The 19,202-nt window shown below is 62.0% G+C and carries 14 protein-coding genes; 4 read left to right on the forward strand and 10 right to left on the reverse strand.

Translation table 11 applies throughout. The annotated features are described in order from the left end of the window. The 9 genes from QZW03_RS04940 to polA all read right to left on the reverse strand — a co-directional run bounded on the left by QZW03_RS04940 (position 1) and on the right by polA (position 13,611). The gene (locus tag QZW03_RS04940) at positions 1-3,099 is read right to left on the reverse strand and encodes an efflux RND transporter permease subunit (RefSeq protein WP_296508840.1); all 3,099 of its coding nucleotides are present in this window, start codon (positions 3,097-3,099) and stop codon (positions 1-3) included. A 91-nt stretch (positions 3,100-3,190) separates the two neighbouring features. Further along, positions 3,191-4,384 (reverse strand): efflux RND transporter periplasmic adaptor subunit, encoded by a 1,194-nt coding sequence (locus tag QZW03_RS04945; RefSeq protein WP_296508842.1) that lies wholly within the window; start codon positions 4,382-4,384, stop codon positions 3,191-3,193. 54 nt (positions 4,385-4,438) lie between these two features. Next, positions 4,439-5,887, reverse strand: coding sequence for an efflux transporter outer membrane subunit (locus tag QZW03_RS04950; RefSeq protein ID WP_366481358.1), 1,449 nt, complete (start codon positions 5,885-5,887; stop codon positions 4,439-4,441). Then, entirely contained in the window at positions 5,884-6,615 is a 732-nt protein-coding gene (locus QZW03_RS04955; protein ID WP_296508844.1) for a CerR family C-terminal domain-containing protein, read from the reverse strand. Before QZW03_RS04955 ends, QZW03_RS04950 begins: the two co-directional genes overlap by 4 nt. A 67-nt stretch (positions 6,616-6,682) precedes the next feature. Continuing rightward, positions 6,683-7,081, reverse strand: a complete 399-nt coding sequence (locus QZW03_RS04960) for a hypothetical protein (RefSeq protein WP_296508847.1) — start codon at positions 7,079-7,081, stop codon at positions 6,683-6,685. A gap of 14 nt (positions 7,082-7,095) precedes the next feature. Continuing rightward, positions 7,096-7,920, reverse strand: a complete 825-nt coding sequence (locus QZW03_RS04965) for a ZIP family metal transporter (RefSeq protein WP_296508848.1) — start codon at positions 7,918-7,920, stop codon at positions 7,096-7,098. Continuing rightward, positions 7,917-8,825: a dienelactone hydrolase family protein gene (locus tag QZW03_RS04970; RefSeq protein WP_296508850.1), complete on the reverse strand. Its 909-nt coding sequence runs from the start codon at positions 8,823-8,825 to the stop codon at positions 7,917-7,919. The genes QZW03_RS04965 and QZW03_RS04970 overlap by 4 nt, the downstream gene beginning before the upstream one ends. 89 nt (positions 8,826-8,914) lie before the next feature. Then, positions 8,915-10,705 (reverse strand): methyl-accepting chemotaxis protein, encoded by a 1,791-nt coding sequence (locus tag QZW03_RS04975; RefSeq protein WP_296508852.1) that lies wholly within the window; start codon positions 10,703-10,705, stop codon positions 8,915-8,917. 110 nt (positions 10,706-10,815) lie between these two features. Further along, complete coding sequence (gene polA, locus QZW03_RS04980; RefSeq protein ID WP_296508854.1) at positions 10,816-13,611, reverse strand: DNA polymerase I; 2,796 nt, start codon at positions 13,609-13,611, stop codon at positions 10,816-10,818. A gap of 154 nt (positions 13,612-13,765) precedes the next feature. Between polA and QZW03_RS04985 the strand changes: the two genes are divergently transcribed. The 3 genes from QZW03_RS04985 to QZW03_RS04995 are packed head-to-tail and all read left to right on the forward strand — an operon-like array spanning position 13,766 to position 16,292. Continuing rightward, positions 13,766-14,761, forward strand: coding sequence for a homoserine kinase (locus QZW03_RS04985; RefSeq protein WP_296508855.1), 996 nt, complete (start codon positions 13,766-13,768; stop codon positions 14,759-14,761). After that, positions 14,758-15,531, forward strand: a complete 774-nt coding sequence (locus QZW03_RS04990) for a BPSS1780 family membrane protein (RefSeq protein WP_296508857.1) — start codon at positions 14,758-14,760, stop codon at positions 15,529-15,531. The genes QZW03_RS04985 and QZW03_RS04990 overlap by 4 nt, the downstream gene beginning before the upstream one ends. Before the next feature lie 2 nt (positions 15,532-15,533). Next, positions 15,534-16,292 carry an iron dicitrate transport regulator FecR gene (locus tag QZW03_RS04995; RefSeq protein WP_296508859.1) on the forward strand — a complete coding sequence of 253 codons (759 nt, stop codon included), beginning with the start codon at positions 15,534-15,536 and terminating at the stop codon, positions 16,290-16,292. Positions 16,293-16,313: 21 nt separating this feature from the next. On the opposite strand, the gene QZW03_RS05000 is transcribed toward QZW03_RS04995, so the two are convergent. After that, on the reverse strand, positions 16,314-16,757 hold the full coding sequence (locus tag QZW03_RS05000) for a tetratricopeptide repeat protein (protein WP_296508861.1): 444 nt from the start codon (positions 16,755-16,757) through the stop codon (positions 16,314-16,316). A 130-nt stretch (positions 16,758-16,887) separates the two neighbouring features. Here QZW03_RS05000 and QZW03_RS05005 point away from each other — a divergent pair, with 130 nt between their 5' ends. After that, entirely contained in the window at positions 16,888-19,104 is a 2,217-nt protein-coding gene (locus tag QZW03_RS05005; protein ID WP_296508863.1) for a PhoX family phosphatase, read from the forward strand. Positions 19,105-19,202 lie beyond the last annotated feature (98 nt).

Genomic DNA, 19,202 nt, shown 5'->3' on the forward strand with positions numbered 1-19,202 from the left:
CTAAGTCTGTTCGCGCAGCACCCAGCGTTTCATGCGGCCCAACAGGTGTTCCAGATCGTCCACCACCGTAAACACCGAGGGGATCACCAGCAAGCTGAGCACGGTAGAGGTAATCAAGCCACCAATCACCGCGACCGCCATCGGGCTGCGGAAGCTGCTGTCGGCAGCGCCCCAGCCCACGGCCAGTGGCACCATGCCGGCGCCCATGGCGATGGTGGTCATCACAATCGGCCGCGCACGCTTGTGGCAGGCGTCAATGAGGGCATCAAACCGGCTCATGGGCGCAGCCACTGGATGGCCGTCGCTACCATCGCTACCCCGGCGCGCCAGGATGGCGTATTCCACCAGCAGAATCGAGTTCTTGGTGGCAATCCCCATCAGCATGATGAGCCCGATGAGCGAAGGCATGGAGAAGCTCTGGTTCGCGACCAGCAAGCCCACAAAGGCGCCACCCAAGGAGAGCGGCAAGGCCGCGAGGATGGTGAAGGGCTGCAAGAAGTCTTTGAACAAGAGCACCAGCACGATGTAGATGCACAGCACACCGGTCAGCATGGCCAGGCCGAAGCTGGCAAACAGCTCGCCCATGACTTCAGCATCGCCCAGCGCGAGTTGCTTCACGCCGGGTGGCAGGTTGGTAATGGAGGGCAGTTTTTGCACGGCCTCTGTCACATCGCCTAGCGGTGCGCCGGAGAGCTCCACTTCAAATGTGATGTTGCGCGAGCGGTTCAGGCGGTCGATCACCGCGGGGCCACCGGCCATTTCCAGAGTGGCCACCTGGCTGAGCATGACCGGGCCTTTGACACCGGGCACCGCCAGGCGCCCCAGCAGCTCCAGGTCCTGCCGCGCCGCACTGTCGAGCTTGACCACAATGGGCACCTGCCGCTGGCTGAGGTTGAGCTTGGCCAGCGAGGTGTCGTAGTCGCCCACGGTGGCAATGCGCAGCGTGTCGCCGATAGAGGCACTGGTCACCCCCAGATCGGCCGCGCGGGCAAAGTCGGGGCGCACCGCAATTTCAGAGCGAATCAAGCTCGCGCTGGAGGTAATGCTGCCCAGGCCGGGGATGGTGCGCAAATCGCGCTCCACGGCAGCGGCAGCACTCGCCAGGGCCAAGGGGTCTTCACCGGTGAGCACCAGTTGGTATTTCTCGCCACTGCCGCCCAGCCCCACTTTGCTGCGCACGCCGGGCACTTCGGCCATGGCTGCGCGGATGGCGTTTTCAATGCCCTGCTTGCGCGGGCGCTGGCCGCGCTCGGTCAGCAGCACGGTGAGCGTGGCCTTGCGGACTTCGGTCGTACCTGCAGGGGCAAACGGGTCAGACCCCGCAGCACCGCCACCAATGGTGGTGTAAATGCTCTGGATGTGATCGACCTTGCCCAGCAACTGGCGGGCGTGCTCAGCGGCGTCGCGGGTTTGCGCCAGGGTAGAGCCCGGAGGAAGCTCGATGTAGACCTGCGTTTGCGAGTTGTCATCCGGCGGGATGAAGCCGGTAGGAAGCAGCGGGATCAGCATGATGGAGCCGACAAAGAACGCAGCCGCCGCCGCCATGGTGATCCAACGGTGGTTCAGAGCCCAGCGGCTGGCGCGCATATAGGCCGGCATCCAGAAGGGCTCTTTGTGCGGGCGCGGGCTGCGCTTCATGATGTAGGCCGCCATCATGGGCGTGAGCACCCGGGCCACTACCAGAGAGGCAAACACGGCGAGCGCCGCCGTCCAGCCGAACTGCTTGAAGAACTTGCCCGGAATACCACTCATGAAAGCAGTAGGCAAAAACACGGCAATCAGCGTGAAAGTGGTGGCTACCACCGCCAGGCCGATTTCGTCGGCCGCTTCCATGGCCGCCTGGTAGGGGGTTTTGCCCATGTCGAGGTGGCGCTCGATGTTTTCGACCTCCACAATCGCATCGTCCACCAGCACGCCGATCACCAAAGAGAGGGCCAACAGGGTCACGGTGTTGATCGAAAAGCCCAAATAGGCCATGCCGATAAAGGCCGGAATGGCCGACAGCGGCAAGGCCACCGCCGACACAAAGGTCGCGCGCCAGTTGCGCAAAAACAGCCACACCACTATCACCGCCAACACCGCGCCTTCGTACAGCATGGTCATGGAAGCATCAAACTCCTCGGCCACCGGCTTCACAAAGTCAAAGGCCTGGGTGAGCTCAATATCAGGGTGCTGGGCTTTGAGCTCGTCCAGCGCTGCGTTCACTGCAGCGCCCACTTCCACTTCACTCGCGCCCTTGCTGCGGGTGATCTCGAAACCCACCACCGGCACGCCATTGAGCAGTGCTGCAGCCCGAGGCTCAGCAATCGTGTCTTTGACGGTGGCCACTTCATCCAGCCGTACGCGCTGACCGTTGGAGAGCGTGAGCTCCAGACGAGCCAACTCTTCGGCGGTTTTCACGGTGGCCAGCGTGCGCATGGGCTGCTCGCTGCCACCCAGGTCGGCGCGGCCGCCGGCGCTCTCGGTTTGCACCTGTTTGAGCTGGCGCGAAATGTCGGCCGCCGTAGCGCCCAGCGCTTGCAGCTTCATCGGGTCCAGCGCGACTTGCACTTCGCGGGTCACGCCCCCCACGCGGGCCACCGAACCCACCCCCTTGACCCCAAGCAGGCGCCGGGAAATGGTGTTGTCCACGAACCAGCTCAGGGCCTCGTCGTCCATTTTGTCGGAGCGGATGGTGAGCGCCAGAATCGGCGCACCGGAGAGGTTGACCTTGTTGATCACCGGGTCGCGTACATCGCTGGGCAGCTCGCTGCGCACACCCTGCACGGCGCTGCGCACTTCGTCGAGCGCTTCCTGGGTGGGTTTCTCCAAGCGGAATTCAGCGGTGATGGACACGCCGCCGTCCTGCACCTTGGTGTAGATGTTTTTCAGGCCCTGGATGGACGCAATCGCGTTCTCCAGTTTGCGGGCCACCTCCGTTTCCAGCTGGGCCGGCGCCGCACCGGGCAGGCTGGCCGAGATGGTGATGTTGGGCAGCTCCAGGTCGGGGAACTGCTGCACCTTCATGCTGTTGAAAGCCAGCATGCCGGCGAAGGTCAGCATCACAAACAGCATGACCGCCGGTATGGGGTTTTTGATCGACCACGAGGAGACGTTCATACCGCCTCCTGCCGAGCCGCCTCAAAGGAGGCAGGCGCCCCCTCGGGGGGCAATGAACGCAAGTGAATGTGGGGGCTCATGTGCTTGCTCCTTATTTCGTAGCTACTGGCGCAGGTGATACGGGGGCTACAGCCACTTTTGGCTTTGAATCTGCCGCCTCCACCACCTTGACTGTGTCACCCTCGCTCAAGAAGCTGCCGCCGCTGGCAACCAGCTTGTCTTCGGGTTTCACGCCGCTCTGAATCTCGATCTGCTCACCCACCACGCGGCCGGTCTGCACTTTGAGTTGGCTCACGCGGCTGTCGGCACCCACGCGGTACACATAGCTGAAACCATCGCGCACCACCACCGCGGTTTGCGGCACGGTGAGTGCGCCAGTGCTGCCCAGCTCGAACTCGCCACGGGCATACATGCCGGGCTTAAAAGCGGCGCCCAAAGACTGGCCGGCGGTTGTTACGCCCAGCAAGTCCACGTACACCAGGCCGTTGCGAGTGGCAGCATCTACCGTAGGCGCCAACATGCGCACTTTGCCCTTGGCCTGCACGCCGCCGGGCGAAGTGACCAGCACCCCCATGCCGGGTTTGATACGGGCAAACTCGGCAGAGGTGACCTCGCCGCGCCACTCCAGCCGCCCTTGGCGGATGAGCTTGAACATTTCGGTGCCAGCACCCACCACCGCGCCCACGCTGGCGCTGCGAGCGGAGACGATGCCGCTGTCGGGTGCGAGCAATTGGGTTTGTTTCAAGCGCAGCAATTGGGCATCGAGCTGGGCCTGGGCAGACGCCACCCGCGCCTTGGCAGTGGCTTCTTGCGTGAGGTATTGGTTAATTTGCTGGGCGCTCACGGCACCGGTGCCTTGCACGGCGCGGGCACGGTCACCATTGGCTAGCGCTTCGGCGGCATTGGCCTGCGCTTCGTTGAGAGCGGCACGCGCGAGGGCTACGTCCGCCTGCACGCTCTCGGAGGCAAAGACCGCGAGCACCTGCCCGCGCTTCACGCTGTCGCCCACGCCCACCTGCAGCTCGGCCACGCGCAGGCCACTGACCTCAGAGCCCACGCTGGCCTCCTGCCAAGCGGCCACGCCGCCATTGGCAGACAGCTTCACAGGCAACTGGCTGCTCTTGGCCTGCGTGAGGGCTACGGTCAATGCCGCTTTGGCAACAGCGGCGGGCTTGGGGGCATCAGCCGCCTCGGTGCGGGTGGACCACAGGCCCAACGCGGCGACCGACACCACGCTGGCGGCCAGCAGGCTCAGCGTCAGAGGTTTGAATTGAAAACGGTTCATGGGTTTGCTCTCGAAAAAGTGACAACAAAAATCTCAATATTTGAGGCCGGGGCCTCAGGGCTGCTTAGCTGCTGGTGCGGAGGCGCCGCTGTCGTTCAGGCGGTCGGGCTCAAAGCCACCACCCAGCGCGCGGTACAAAGACACCCAGGCGCGCTTGCGCTCCAGGCCCAATGACAGCTGGGCCGACTCGGCCGCCAGCGCGTTGCGGCGGGCGTCCTCCAGCTCCACCAGACTGGCCAGCCCCTGGCCGTAGCGGGCCTGGGTGGCTGCCAGCGATTCGGCGTAGCCGGCAGTGGCCACTTCGGCGTCCTGCCGGCGGGCATCGGTGCTTTGCAGCTGGACTAGTGCCTCTTCGACTTCGCGCACGGCCTGGCGCACTTTGCCGCGGTAGGCCGACACGCTCTGCGCATAGGTCGCCTCGGCCGACACCACGTTGGCCTTGCGCTGGCCGCCATCAAACAAGGGCAGCGTGACTGCCAAGGGGCCAAAGGACCAGGTATCCAGATTCGTCTCGCGGCCCATGCTGCTGTAGCGCAAGGCACCGACCGACCCGTTCAGGGTGAGGCGCGGGTAGCGCTGGGCCTTGGCGCTGCCCACTTGGGCGCTGGCGACCATGACATCGCGCTCGGCGGCAAACACATCAGGCCGCTGGGCCAGGGTTTGCGCCGGCACGCTTGCTATCAAAATAGGAGCTGCTTGCGCAGTATCTACCTGGGCTAGAGCCATTTTTTTCCGCAAATAGGGCTCCTGCAGCCCGGTCAGGGCTACCAGGGCCTTGGTGTCTATGTCACACGCCGCCTGCTGCTGGGTGACGCGGCTGGAGCCATCGGCCGCGCTGGCACGGGCGAGTGCCGCTACCGAGGGGGCCGTGAAGCCGGCGCGGGCGTTGAGCTCGGCCAGGCGGGCGGTTTCCTGCCGCGAGGTAGCGTCTTTGCGGGCAACTGCCAACAGCTGCCGGCAAGTGCCCAGGCTGTAGTAGGTGTTGGCCACTTCGGCGGCCACCGACACGCGGGCGTCGTGCCACTGCGCCTGGGTGCCTTGGAACTGAGCGTCGGCGGCATTGCTCACCGCACGGTTGGCACCCACCAAGTCCAGCTCCCAGCTGGCTTGCAGGCCCACGCTCTGGGTGGTGGCGACCGGCACATCCGGGGTACTCACGCCCCGGCTGGCACTCACATTGGCGCTGAGCTGCGGCAACAGGGCCGCGTTGGCGGTGGTGCGCTGCGCGCGGGCGGACTCGACCCGCGCCAGAGATTGCGCCACCGTAGGGCTCACCGCTTGGGCGGCGTCGATCAACTCCACCAACAGCGGGTCGCCCTGCTTTTGCCACCACTCAGCCAGCGAACCGACGGCGCCGCCATGCGGTAGTGGAGCTTGCCACTGCAAGGCGGGGGTGGCGTCCACCTTGGCGGGCGGCATGACGATGGCACATCCGCTCAACATCAGCGTGAGCGCCAGTGCCACATAGGCGGGCTTGGGGGTTCGTAAATGCATGGGTTTCATGGGGCTTGGAGTGAGGTGGATTCAGGGAAATGGGCCTGAGCCGGGGCAGAGGCTTTAGAGCGGCGTCTCAGCGCTTCAGCATCCACCAGCACCAGGGCATAGGACACCAGTCGCTCCAGATACGCATCTAGCGCCTGCGGCGAGTTGACCAGCCCGAGGCGGATCTGGGTGTACAGGTCATTGCCCACATGGAGCATGACGCCCAAGCCACTGATGGTGAAGGCGAGTCGGTGGATATCGTCATCGGATTCAGCCAGGCCGACATGGCGGCAGAGCCCGCGGGTCAAGGCCATGTGGGCGGGGGCAATATTGGTGTCAATCTCATGCTGCCAGGCGCCGGTGGGCTCCAGCATTTCGCGAAAGCAGAGCTTCATGTACTGCTGCTGGGTAACATGGCCTTGCTTTAGAGGCTCCAAAAAGCTGGACAACAAACCGCGAATTGCCTGCTCCAGCGTGACATCGGTGCCCTCCAGTGCTTCGGGCGGGACGGGGGGATTGGTACGCGGATCGGAAAACACGGCGCGGTACAAGCCGGCCTTGTCCCCAAAGTAATAGCTGATGGACGCCACATTGGCCTGCGCTGCGAGGGCAATCTCGCGGATAGAGGTCTTGGCAAAACCCTGCTCCGCAAACAGTTGCAATGCTGCATCCAGCAGGCGATTGCGCGCTTCTACCCCATCGCTGCGTGTGGGCTTGGTGGAAATGGTCTCAGACAAAGGAATCGACATAGGCGTCGATTCTAAGCATACAAATCAAACGTTTGATTAAAGTACGATGGTGAGCAAGGTTTTAGGCTTAGCAAAACAACGATTCGCGGAAAACGCCCCCCGCTTGCAAACGGCACTCCAGAGCCTGTGCCTGCAAGAGCACAATGCTTGATTGGGCAGGCTCCAGCTCCAAGTCAAGGGGCAAGTCCCACCGGGACGGGACGAAGATGCGGATTTGTGGAGGCTGCCCTTGCACGCGCAAGCTGCCGGATCGAATTCGCCCGAGCAAATCCACGCCATGAACAGGCACGCAACGCTGAAGCACCAGTACGACCCCTTGCAGGAACCCACTCACCGGTGCTTCACCCAGGGCATGCCGGGTCGCAGAAACGGCAGAAAAAACCACATGAAGATCGTCACCATGCCATTGAATCTGGCTGATTTCGGAGTCCGCAAACTCCATCTCCAACACAGCCTGCGGCTCCATGGTCGGGAACCGGCTTAGTGCGCGTGGCCGATGCTGCTGACGAGCGCCACCATCCCGATGCCAACACCCAGCCAGGCAATCTGTGCCGCAGTCTCACGTGCAGAGAGTCGCTTTTGGAGCTGGGGAATCAGGTCCGCCAATGCGACGTAGATGAAGCTGCTGGACGCCACCGCCAGGAAATACGGCAGATAGTCTTGCAGCTGGTCGACCAACCAGTAACCAGTAATTCCGCCCAACGCGGTCACGGCCCCCGCTAGGGTGACCTTGATCAACGCCGCCTGCTTGTTGGTAGAGCCATTACGCAGGACCATCAGATCGCCCATGTGGTGCGGCACTTCATGGGCCAGCACTGCCAAGGCGGCGATGGCACCCAAACGCAAATCCGCTATAAAGGCCGACGCGATCAGCACTCCGTCCCCGAAGCAGTGGACGCTATCGCCAGTGAGGACCGCCCAACTTCCTGCGGGCTTGTCCGTACCGTGGCTATGCCCGTGGTGATGGTCGTGGTGAGCTCGGCCGTGCTCGTCATGCACCTCGTGACCGTACGCGGCAGGACCATGGTGGTGCTCATGGCCGTGGTGCCAGAGCTCCGCTTTGTCGAGTAAAAAGAAGAAAACCAGACCGATCAGGAGCACCAAGAACAAGTCATGGGCGCCGGCCTGGCTCTCAAACGCTTCGGGCAGCAAATGCATGAAGGCGGTGGCCAGCAAGGCCCCCGCCGCCAGGCTCAACATATGCTGGGTGTAGCGGGCGAGCGCACCGAAACTCAGTGCCGCTGCCAACCACACACTACCGATACCGGCCAGCAAGGTGCCGGCCACAATTGCCAAAAGAATCAAACAACGCCCTTTGCCTTAAACCACGCAAGTGTACGTTTGAAACCATCGGCGGCTTCCTTGGCCCGGTAGCTCGGGCGGTAGTCTGCGTGGAAAGCATGGCCTGCATCGGGGTACACCACGAATTGCGAAGCCTTGGCAGCCTTGTTGCCTTTTTTACCGGCAGCCGCCAGCGCTTTCTTCATGTCGTTGACCGTCATCACCGGAATACCGGTGTCTTTGGCACCATACAGGCCCAGTACCGGTGCGTTCAGGCTCTCTGCCAGATCGATCGGGTTTTTAGGGGTCAGGTCGGAGGGTGTGCCCACCAAGCGGCCGTACCAGGCCACGCCGGCTTTGACGTCCTTGTTGTGCGCGGCGTACAGCCAGGTAATGCGACCGCCCCAGCAGAAGCCGGTGATCGCCACTTTTTTGGTGTTGCCACCGTTGTCTGCGGCCCAGACTAGGGCGGCGTCCAGATCGCCCATGACTTGCTCGTCAGGTACCTTGGACACTACTTCGGCCAGCAACTTGCCGATGTCGGTGTACTGGGACGCATCCCCCTGGCGGGAGTAAAGGTCGGGCGCAATCGCGAGGTAGCCCGCTTTGGCGAAACGGCGGCAGGTGTCGGCAATGTACTCGTGCACTCCGAAAATTTCCTGAACCACCAGCACGATCGGCAGGTCGGTCTTGTCGGCAGGGGCTGCGTAGTAAAAGGGGACGCTCTCGCCGGCTACGTCGTAGATTTCGGAGCCGGTGACCAAGCCATCGGCCGGTGTGCTGATCGCTGTTTGCGCCATGATGGGCATGGCCGTGGCGGCATAACCCACCCCCAGCGCGGCCATGATGGCCGTACGGCGCGTAGCACCTGCCTCGGTCGTGCGACCGGGGCGCAAAGAGTCCAATTCGTTCTTTAGATTTTCCAGCATGCGTGTCTCCATGGTGTTTGAAAAGCAGGCGCAAGTGAGAACACTTGCGACGCCACACGCAGACTACAGGAAATCAGCTTCGCCCACTATTAGAACGTTTCCCAATCGTCGTCTCCACCGGCCTGTGTAGACCGGTTTGAGGCGGTGACGACAGGTTTCTGCAAGCTTGGCACGGGGGCTGAAGCAGGTTTGTGGGCGCTGGCCGGCTTGGGTGTGCTGGCCTTGGCCGAAGCCGTGCTGCGGGCCTGGGGGCCTGCTGAGTCACCGGTGCGGCGCTCCGGGCCTTTGAACGAGGTGCTCGGTTTACCTGAGCGCACTGGCACCGGTGCCAGAGAAGGTCCGGACTGGCTGCCTGTAACCTTGAACACTGCCACCGCTTGCTTCATGCGGTCAGCCTGCTCGCGCAAGCTCTCTGCGGCGGCGGCGCTCTCTTCCACCAGAGCCGCGTTTTGCTGGGTCATCTGGTCGAGGTTGCTGATGGCCGAATTCACACCGGCAATACCGGAGCTTTGCTCGTTGGCAGCCGACGTGATTTCACCGATCACGTCCGCCACGCGACGGACCGACTGCATGATTTCTTCCATAGTCGAGCCGGCATCAGTCACCAACTGGGTACCCGACTCCACTTTGTCGACTGAAGTGCCGATAAGGGCCTTGATCTCCTTGGCAGCTTCCGCACTGCGACCTGCCAAGGAGCGCACCTCAGACGCCACCACCGCGAATCCACGGCCTTGCTCACCGGCACGAGCGGCTTCGACCGCCGCATTCAGCGCGAGGATGTTGGTCTGGAAGGCAATGCCGTCGATCACGCTGATGATGTCTGCAATCTTTTTGCTGCTAGCGTCAATTTCCTGCATGGTGCTGACCACCTGGGTCACCACTTCGCTACCGCGCTGAGCCACCTGGGATGCGCTGGCTGCCAAGCTACTGGCCTGACGGGCGTTGTCGGTGCTTTGCTGAACGATCTGGGTCAGGCCGTCCATGCTGGAGGCCGTCGCCTGCAGGTTGCTGGAGGTGTGCTCGGTGCGTTGGGCCAGGTCGTTGTTGCCGGTGGCAATTTCGGCGCTGGCTATCGCAATGCTGTCGGTACCGCCACGGATTTCAGACACCATGCGCCCCAGCGAAATATTCATCGCCTCGAGAGAGTGCAGCAACTGGCCGAACTCGTCGGTGCGATCGGAGTGCACCGAGTGGGTCAGATCGCCTTCCGCAATGCGTGCGGCCAGTTCATTGGCCATGTTCAGGGGTTCGCGGATGGAGCGCACCAGCCAGGTGGTACCGGCAAAGATGACCAACACAATGACCGCCAAGCTCACCAGAATGCCCGTGGTGTTGGTCGCCCGCTTGGCCACAATTTCGGCCTGCAATGCAACCGTAGCTTCCTTTTGCAAGGCCACAAATTTGCGCTGCTCCTCAAGGTAAATCTTCAGTGCAGGTTGGTACTCACCGGTCATGGCTTGCATGGCGTCCGCGTCTTGACCCGCTTTCTTCAGGTCACGGGCTTTTTCGCGGCTCGACAGCACCAGTTTGCGTGCATCGGCAACCTTTTTGAGTTGCGACTTGTCGGCATCCGTTTGGGCCATGCTTTCAATTTTTTTCTGCAGCTCAGTGATCTCCGCAGAGGTGGAGGTCACAACGTCTTTGAACGCATCCGACACCGCGTCACCACTGCTGATGAGGATCGCCGTGTTGCGCGCCGAATTGGTGCTGGTCAACCCATTCCACTCCGTGGCCAGTTGCACCAACTCCGTGGCTACGTCCTGCTTCTGGCGGCCTTCCTGCAAGATGGCGTTGCTGCGCATCAGACCGATCACGGCCACCATACAAATGGCCACGATGATTAACACGATAAACGACCACAGCTTGGTAGCGATCTTCATTCCACTGAGTCCCATACGACGCCCCTGTTTGATTGAATGCATTAATTATCTACGTAAATTTAACATTTGCAACAAATATTAATTCAATCTACGTACTGGTATCGTCGGCATTAATGGGCCTTGTCCCAATTGGGACCTACCCCTACTTCCGCCAACAAAGGGACCTTGAGGCTCGCCACCCCGGCCATCACGGCCGGAATTTCAGCCCGAAGCCACTCCACCTCGGACTCGGGCACCTCAAACACCAATTCATCATGCACCTGCATGATCATGCGCGTGCCCCGATTTTGTGCATCCAGGGTCTGCTGCACTTTGACCATGCTCAACTTAATGAGATCTGCTGCCGTGCCCTGCATGGGCGCGTTAATGGCCGCACGCTCCAGACCGGCCAGCTGCGCGCCCTTGGCGTTTTTGATACCGGCCAGCTGCAAGCGGCGGCCGAACACGGTTTCCACATAGCCCTGCTGGCGCGCCACGGCGCGGGTGGTTTCCATGTATTGCTTCACCCCCGGGTATCGCTCAAAGTAGCGCTGGATATAGTTTTTGGCCGCCGTGTTGTCAATGCCCAGATTGCGCGCCAAACCGAAGGCGCTCATGCCGTAAATCAGCCCGAAGTTAATGACCTTAGCGTAGCGGCGCTGCTCGCTGCTGACCTGGTCCACCGGCACGCCAAACACTTCGGCGGCCGTGGCGCGGTGCACGTCCAGGCCATCATGAAAGGCTTTGAGCAGGGCCGCATCGTCGCTGATGTGCGCCATGATGCGCAGCTCAATCTGGCTGTAATCAGCACTGGCAATCACACAGCCGGGCGCCGCCACAAAGGCCTCGCGCACGCGGCGACCTTCTGCTGTGCGGATCGGAATGTTTTGCAGGTTGGGGTCGTTGCTGGAGAGGCGGCCCGTGACCGCCACTGCCTGCGCATAGTGGGTGTGCACCCGGCCCGTGCGCGGGAGGGCCAACAGCGCCAGCTTATCGGTATAGGTGCCCTTGAGCTTGGCAAGACCACGGTGCTCCAGCAGCTTGGCCGGCAAGGGGTAATCCTCAGCCAGTTTCTCCAGCACTTCTTCATCGGTGCTGCGCGCACCGGTGGCGGTTTTTTTGACCACCGGCATGCCCAGCTTGTCGAAGAAGATTTCGCCGAGTTGCTTGGGGCTGCTCAGGTTGAAAGGTTGGCCGGCAATCTCGTAGGCCTCGGTTTCCAACTGCACGATGCGTTGGCCCAGCTCGTGGCTTTGGGCCGCCAGTGTGGGCGCGTCGATCAGCACGCCATTGCGCTCAATGCGGTAGAGCGCTTCGCTGCTGGCGATCTCCAGCGCATAAATGAACTTCAGCTTGTCGTTGGCCTCGATCTGCGGCCACAGCGCCAGGTGCACATCCAGCGTTTGGTCCGAGTCTTCGCAAGCGTACTCGGCGGCCTTGGCAATGTCGACCTGGTCAAAGCTGATCTGGTTAACGCCTTTGCCGCACAGGTCTTCAAAGCTGATGCCGCTGCGCCCCAGGTGGCGCTCGGCCAGGCTCGCCAGCCCGTGGGGCTTGTCGGCTTCGAGCACATAGCTTTGCAGCATGGTGTCGTGGGCGTAGCCCTGCACTTCAATGCCATGGTTGGCAAACACATGGCGGTCGTATTTGATGTGCTGGCCCAGTTTGTGGGCTTGCGGGTTCTCCAGCCAAGGCTTGAGTTGGGCCAGCACCGTGTCGCGGTCCAGCTGCTCAGGCGCGCCGGGGTAGCGGTGCGCTAGCGGGATGTAAGCACCCTTGCCCGGCTCGGTGCTGAAGCTGATGCCCACGATCTCGGCGCGCATTTCGTCCAGCGAGGTGGTTTCGGTGTCCAGCGCGGTCAGCGGCGCTGCCTGAATGCGCGCCAGCAAAGCAGCCAGGGCGTCTTGCGTAAAGATGGTTTCGTATTCCACCGTTCTCACCCGGGATGCCGGCGCTGCAGACTCCGCAGCCGGCTCGTCAAACAAGCCCGGCTCCGCGCTGCGCGCCGCTGGGGCCTGGGCAGTGGCCGCAGCCTCAGCGCCGCCTACTGACTTGGCCAGCCCCTTAAAGCCGTATTTCTCATAAAAAGCACGCAGAGCCCCCGTATCTTGAGCGCCAGCAGCTATGGAATCCATAGCAGGCAAGCCCTCGACCCAGCCCGTCAAATCGCAATCGGTTTTGATGGTCAGCAGCGTGCGGCCGGTGGGCAACCAGTCCAGCGCCTTGCGCAGGTTCTCGCCCACGACACCGCCGATGTGGGCGGCGTTGTCCACCACGCCTTGCAGCGAGCCGTACTGCTGCAACCACTTCACCGCCGTCTTGGGGCCCACTTTGGCCACACCGGGCACGTTGTCTACCGTGTCGCCCACCAGGGTCTGGTAGTCCAGCATCAGGCGGGCGGGCACGCCGAACTCGGCCTCCACCCCGGCTAGGTCGCGGCGCTTGCCGTTCATGGTGTCGATGATGGTGATGTGCTCATTCACCAGTTGCGCCAGGTCTTTGTCGCCGCTGCTCACAATGACTTCAATGCCTTGCGACGCGGCAATGGCGGCCAGCGTGCCGATCACGTCATCGGCCTCGACGCCGGGCACGTCCAGCACCTTCCACCCCAGCAAGCGCACGATTTCGTGGATGGGCGCGATCTGGCTGCGCAGATCGTCGGGCATGGGGTCGCGGTGGGCTTTGTACTCGGGGTAAATCTCGTCGCGGAAGGTCAGGCCCTTGGCATCAAACACGCAGGCCACGTAATCGGCGGGGTACTCCTTGCGCAGGCTATTCATCATATTGATCATGATGCGCACCGCGCCGGTCTTTTGTACGGTGCCGTCCGGCAGGGTCACGCTCATGCTGTCGCCACCGGCAAAAAAGGCGCGGTACAGGTAGCTGGAGCCATCCACCAGCAGCAGGGTTTTCTTGGGTTCTGTCATAAATAGTATTGTGCCCCCAGGCTCCGCCGCTTTGCGGGTCGCTGCCCCCCGAGGGGGTGCATCCGCCTTGGGGCGGCCCGGCGGCGGATGTTGCGCCCCGCACCGGGCAAGGTCTCCCCCAAGCCGGAGTGCCCCGCCACCCTACAATTGCCCCATGGCGGTTTACACAGAGGTCTCGCTCGACGAGGCCAGCACTTTTCTTTCCTCCCTGCAATTGGGCACTCTCCAAACCATGGAGGGCTGCTCCGGTGGCATTGAGAACACCAACTACTTCGTCACCACTGATCAGGCGCCCTATGTGCTGACCCTGTTCGAGCGGCTGACGGCGCAGCAATTGCCGTTCTACCTGCGGCTGATGAAGCACTTGGCGCACCACGGCATTCCGGTGCCGGACCCTGCCGCCAATCGCGATGGTGACGTGCTGCACAGCCTGAACGGCAAACCGGCCGCGGTGGTGAACCGGCTAAAAGGCAAAAGCGAACTCAGCCCCGGAGTGGAGCACTGCCAGCAAGTAGGTGCCATGCTGGCGCGCATGCACTTGGCAGGCCGCGATTTCGGCATGCAGCAGCCCAACCTGCGCGCCCTGCCCTGGTGGAACGAAACGGTGCCGGTCGTGTTACCCCATCTGGAAGCGCCGCAAGCCGCACTCATCCAGAGCGAGCTGGCTTACCAGAACCATGTGGCCGCCCAAAGCGCCTACACCGCACTGCCGCGCGGCGCGATTCACGCCGACCTGTTCCGTGATAACGTCATGTTCGACAAGGTGAACGGTGAACCCCTCCTCAGCGGTTTCTTTGACTTTTATTTTGCCGGTACCGACGCCTGGCTGTTCGATCTGGCCGTTTGCTTGAACGACTGGTGCATAGACCTGCCCACGGGAGTCGCCGACTTGGAGCGCAGCCGCGCTTTTGTGCAAGCCTACGAGAGCGTGCGCCCCTTGACTGCGCAAGAGCGCGAGCTGTTCCCGGCCATGCTGCGGGCAGGCGCGTTGCGCTTTTGGCTCTCACGCCTGTGGGACTGGTACCTGCCCCGCGAAGCCTCCATGCTCAAACCCCACGACCCGACACACTTTGAGCGCGTCCTGCAGCAACGGATTGCGCAACCCCTCACACTCTCCGACCTGATGAACCCCGAATCTCTCACCGCATGAAACTCCAGATCGTCCCTCCCCGCCAAGGCGTCGTGTGGTTTAAGCAAGGTGTCCGCACTTTCCTGAAGCAGCCGCTGGCTTTCACCGGCCTGTTTTTTATGTTCATGGCGACGGTGTCCTTGTTGAGCCTGGTGCCCATCATCGGGACGCCCTTGGCGCTGGCGCTGTTGCCTGCCGCCACCCTCGGGCTGATGGCTGCGACCCAGATCGCCGACCAGGGCCAATTCCCCATGCCCCAGGTGCTGATTGCAGGCTTTCGCGCCGGCCGGGAGCGGCTGCGCTCCATGGTGGTGCTGGGCGTGCTGTATGCCGTGGGTTTTATTCTGGTCATGGGCATTTCTGCCACCGTAGACGGCGGGCAGTTTGCCCGCGTGTACCTGCTGGGCGGAGAACTCTCGCCGGAAGTGGTGTTGCAGGGAGATTTTCAGACCGCCGCCCTGCTGGCCATGGTCCTTTACCTGCCTTTGTCCTTGCTGTTCTGGCACGCCCCGGCCCTGGTGCACTGGCACGGTGTGACGCCGATGAAAAGCCTGTTTTTCAGTGCAGTGGCGTGTTTGCGTAATTTCTGGGCCTTTACCGTGTTCGGGCTGGTCTGGATGGCCGGTTTTCTGGGCGTGGCGATGGTGGTCGCCATCCTGGTGGGCGTGCTGGGAAGCCCGGAGTTGATCAACGCGATTCTGTTCCCCGTCGGCCTCGCCATGGCCGCCATGTTTTTTACGTCGTTTTACTTCACGTTCCGTGATTGTTTTGACGCACCGCCGGAGACTTGACCATGACCCAGCACACCCTCCAAGGCCGCAGTGAAGCGGAAGTTACCTGGTTTCAGCGCCGCAGCTTTCTGCAAGCGGCCGCCGCCTGGACCGCCATGGGGGGAGCCGCAGGGGCCTGGGCGCAAAGCCGCAGCAATATTGTCCAACTCACCGGCGATGCCACACTCAACGGCAGCCGCTTGCGACCCGAGCAGGCCATTCAGACCGGTGACGAAATAGAAACCGGCCCGGACTCCAGTCTGATCTTTGTGATTGGCAACTCTTCATTTCACATACGCCAGCGCAGCCGGCTGACTGTCGAGCGCGGGGGCAGCCTGAACGCTGTGGGCTTGTTGCGCTTGCTCACGGGCGCAGTCATCAGTGTGTGGGGGCCCGGGCGCACACGGCGCATCGTCACGCCCACTGTAACCGCAGGTATCCGGGGGACCGGGGTGTACACCGAGGTGTTTCCTGACCAGGACCTGCGCAGCTATTTTTGCAATTGCTACGGCACCGTGGACATGGCTGCCGGTCGCGACCGGCTCGTCAGCCGCTCGGACTACCACCAAGCGTTTTGGGGCGAGGTGAGCCCTAAAGAAGGCCGCTTGTTGACCCCCGCCAAAGCGATCAACCACACCGATGAAGAGCTGGAGTTTCTGGCCCGGCTGGTGAACCAGCAAACGGCGTGGCAACGCATGGGCAAAAAAGGGGTGAAAGACGGCAAGGGCTATATGGACGAGCAACCGGGTCAGCTGCACCCGGCCGCCATGCCCCTGATCTAAACGCGGCGGGCGCGTTTTACCTCAACGGTACGCAGCCATAGCGGCTGCCAGGTCCCGGTATTCCTCGCAGTCCCGGTTACCGCAAATTTTTTCCAGATCAGCCAGATGCCGGGCGGCCAACTCAGGCTTGCGGTCCATCAGGTAAGCCTCCCCGATGTACTCGTGCGCGCCTTTGTGCCGGGGGTTGAGCCTGAGCGCAATCTTGTAGTGCTCAAAGGCTTTGGCCAGCTCAGGCTTGTCTTGCTTGCGGTAGGTATAGGCCAGCAGATTATGGGCATCGGCGTTTTCAGGTTCGTCGGCCACTGCTTTTTGGGTTTCGTATTTCGCAGTCCTCCAATCCGACTTTGCAATAGCCGCGCGTGCAGAGGCCATGCGCTGATTTACCGTGGGGACATTCATCACCGGGGTGTCTGCGGCATGTGCAAATCCACTCACCATCACCCAAGCGACCAACAACTTTCTCATAAACGCTCCTTCGTGTCAGGGAGCTCCAATGTAGCGACATTGCAATACCCGAGAGAAGCCCCGGCCTGTCACAGAGTTGAAACATCAACGTCGCACATTACGCAGGCTAATTCAACTTGAGGCACCCTGTATGACCGACAACACCCGCACTTCGAGCGACATCTTCAACAACGAAGACTCCAACACCACCGCTAATCCGCACATCGACCAGATCATGTCCGCACGCCTGAACCGCCGCGGCTTGCTGCTGGGCGGTATGGGCGCTGCAGCCACCTCGCTGTTCGGCGCAGGTGCGCTCACAGGCTGCGCCACCGCTTCGACCGGCACTGGCGCAGCCGCCGCCATGTCTGCCCCCCTGAACACACTGGGTTTCACGGCTGTCGCGAAGAGCCTGGCAGACAAAGTGGTGGTACCCGCTGGCTACAACGTACAAATCATTTACGCGCTGGGCGACCCGCTCAAAGCTGGCACCGCCGCGTTCAAGAACGACGGCAACGATACCGACTGGGACAACCGCTCCGGCGACCACCATGACGGCATGGAGTACTTTGGTCTGGACGCCAATGGCCGCCCCTCGGCCAACGGCACCACCCGCGCCTTGCTGGCAATCAACCATGAAGCCACCACAGACGAAAAACTTACTTCCTTCTTCATCCACGCCAACGGCGGTACTGCCACCCTGCCCCGCCCTGCATCCGAAGTGGACAAGGAACTAGCCATCCACGGCCTGTCTGTAGTGGAAGTTGCAGCCCAAGCTGGTCAGTGGAACTACAAACCGGCCTCCAACTACAACCGCCGTGTCACCGCCATGACCGAGGTACTTATCAGCGGCCCCGCCAAAGGCAGCGAGCACCTGGTGACCAAATTTAGCCCCGACGCCACCCGCGCCCGCGGCACATTGAATAACTGCGGCACTGGCAAAACACCTTGGGGCACCTTTGTGTCCGGTGAAGAAAACTGGTTTGGTTACTTCAGCCGCGATGCCAAGGACGACGATCGCCGCGGCAAAAAGGACAAAGCAGTCGCGGGCTTGGTGCGCTACGGCCGCCCCGCCGGTACCGCCAGCCGCCACGGCTGGGAGAGCGCCGGTGCCGAAGACAAATACGTGCGCTGGAACAACAGCGCGCTGGGCGCCAACGCCAAGGCCGACTACCGTAACGAAATGAACACTTTCGGCTACGTGGTGGAGATGGATGCCTACGACGGCAGCCAGCCCGTGCGCAAGCGCACCGGTCTGGGCCGCTTCGCCCACGAAAGCGTGAGCTTTGCCAAGGCCGTGGCGGGTCAACCCATCGTGGCCTACATGGGAGACGATGCTCGCAATGAGTACATGTACAAGTTTGTGTCTGCCGCCAAGTGGGACGCTGCAGACGCCAACGCCAACAACCGTATCGCTGTGGGCGACAAGTACCTCGACAAGGGCACGCTATTTGTGGCCAGCTTCAAAGACGATGGCACAGGCACCTGGATTGAGTTGTCGATGAACAACCCCATCGTGGCCGCCAACCCTGACTTTGAATTCAAGTCGGATGCCGACGTAGCCATCTTCACCCGCCTGGCCGCCGACGCCGTGAGCGCCACCAAGATGGACCGCCCGGAGTGGGGTGGCATCAACCCCCGCACCGGGGAGTTCTACATGACACTGACCAACAACAGCAATCGCACCGTGGACGGCGACGCTAGCTTGGACTCGGCCAACCCTCGCTTTTACAGTGACATGAAGGGCAGCAAGGAAAACAAGGGCAATGTGCACGGCCACATCATCCGCGTGGCCCAAGGCAACCCGGCCGACACCGCGTTCAAGTGGGACATCTACCTGTTTGCCTCGGAAGCCGATGCCGACAAATCCAAGGTGAACCTGTCCAACCTGACGGACGAGAACGACATGTCCTCCCCGGACGGCCTCGTCTTCAGCGACGTGACCGGCTTGTGCTGGATTCAGACCGACGATAACGCCTACACGGACAAAACCAACTGCATGATGCTGGCCGCCATCCCCGGCAAGGTGGGCGACGGTGGCAAAAAAACCCTAAGCTACAAGCGTGCGGATGGTAGCGAAAAGCGTGTGGACACCTACATGGGCAAGGCGCAGTCGCCAGACATCCTCAAGCGCTTTTTGGTGGGCCCCGTGGAATGCGAAATCACCGGCCTGTGCGAAACACCGGACGGCAAAGCAATGTTCATCAACATCCAGCACCCAGGTGAAGGATCGAAGATGGCCGACATTGGCAACCCCGCCAAGTACACCAGCCAATGGCCTGCCAACGCAGGTTACGGCGCAGGCAACCGCCCACGGTCGGCCACTATCGTCATCACCAAGAAAGATGGCGGCGTGATCGGTAGCTAAGCCACCTGCCACGCCCTGCGGGGCGGCAACACCAGCGGGCTGCAGCAATCCAGCCCGCTATTTTTTTGATAGCTGTTAGCGCAATATCAGCGGGGGCT

Origin of the sequence: Rhodoferax sp., from assembly GCF_013297935.1 — a bacterium.
Classification (GTDB): Bacteria; Pseudomonadota; Gammaproteobacteria; order Burkholderiales; family Burkholderiaceae_C; genus Allorhodoferax.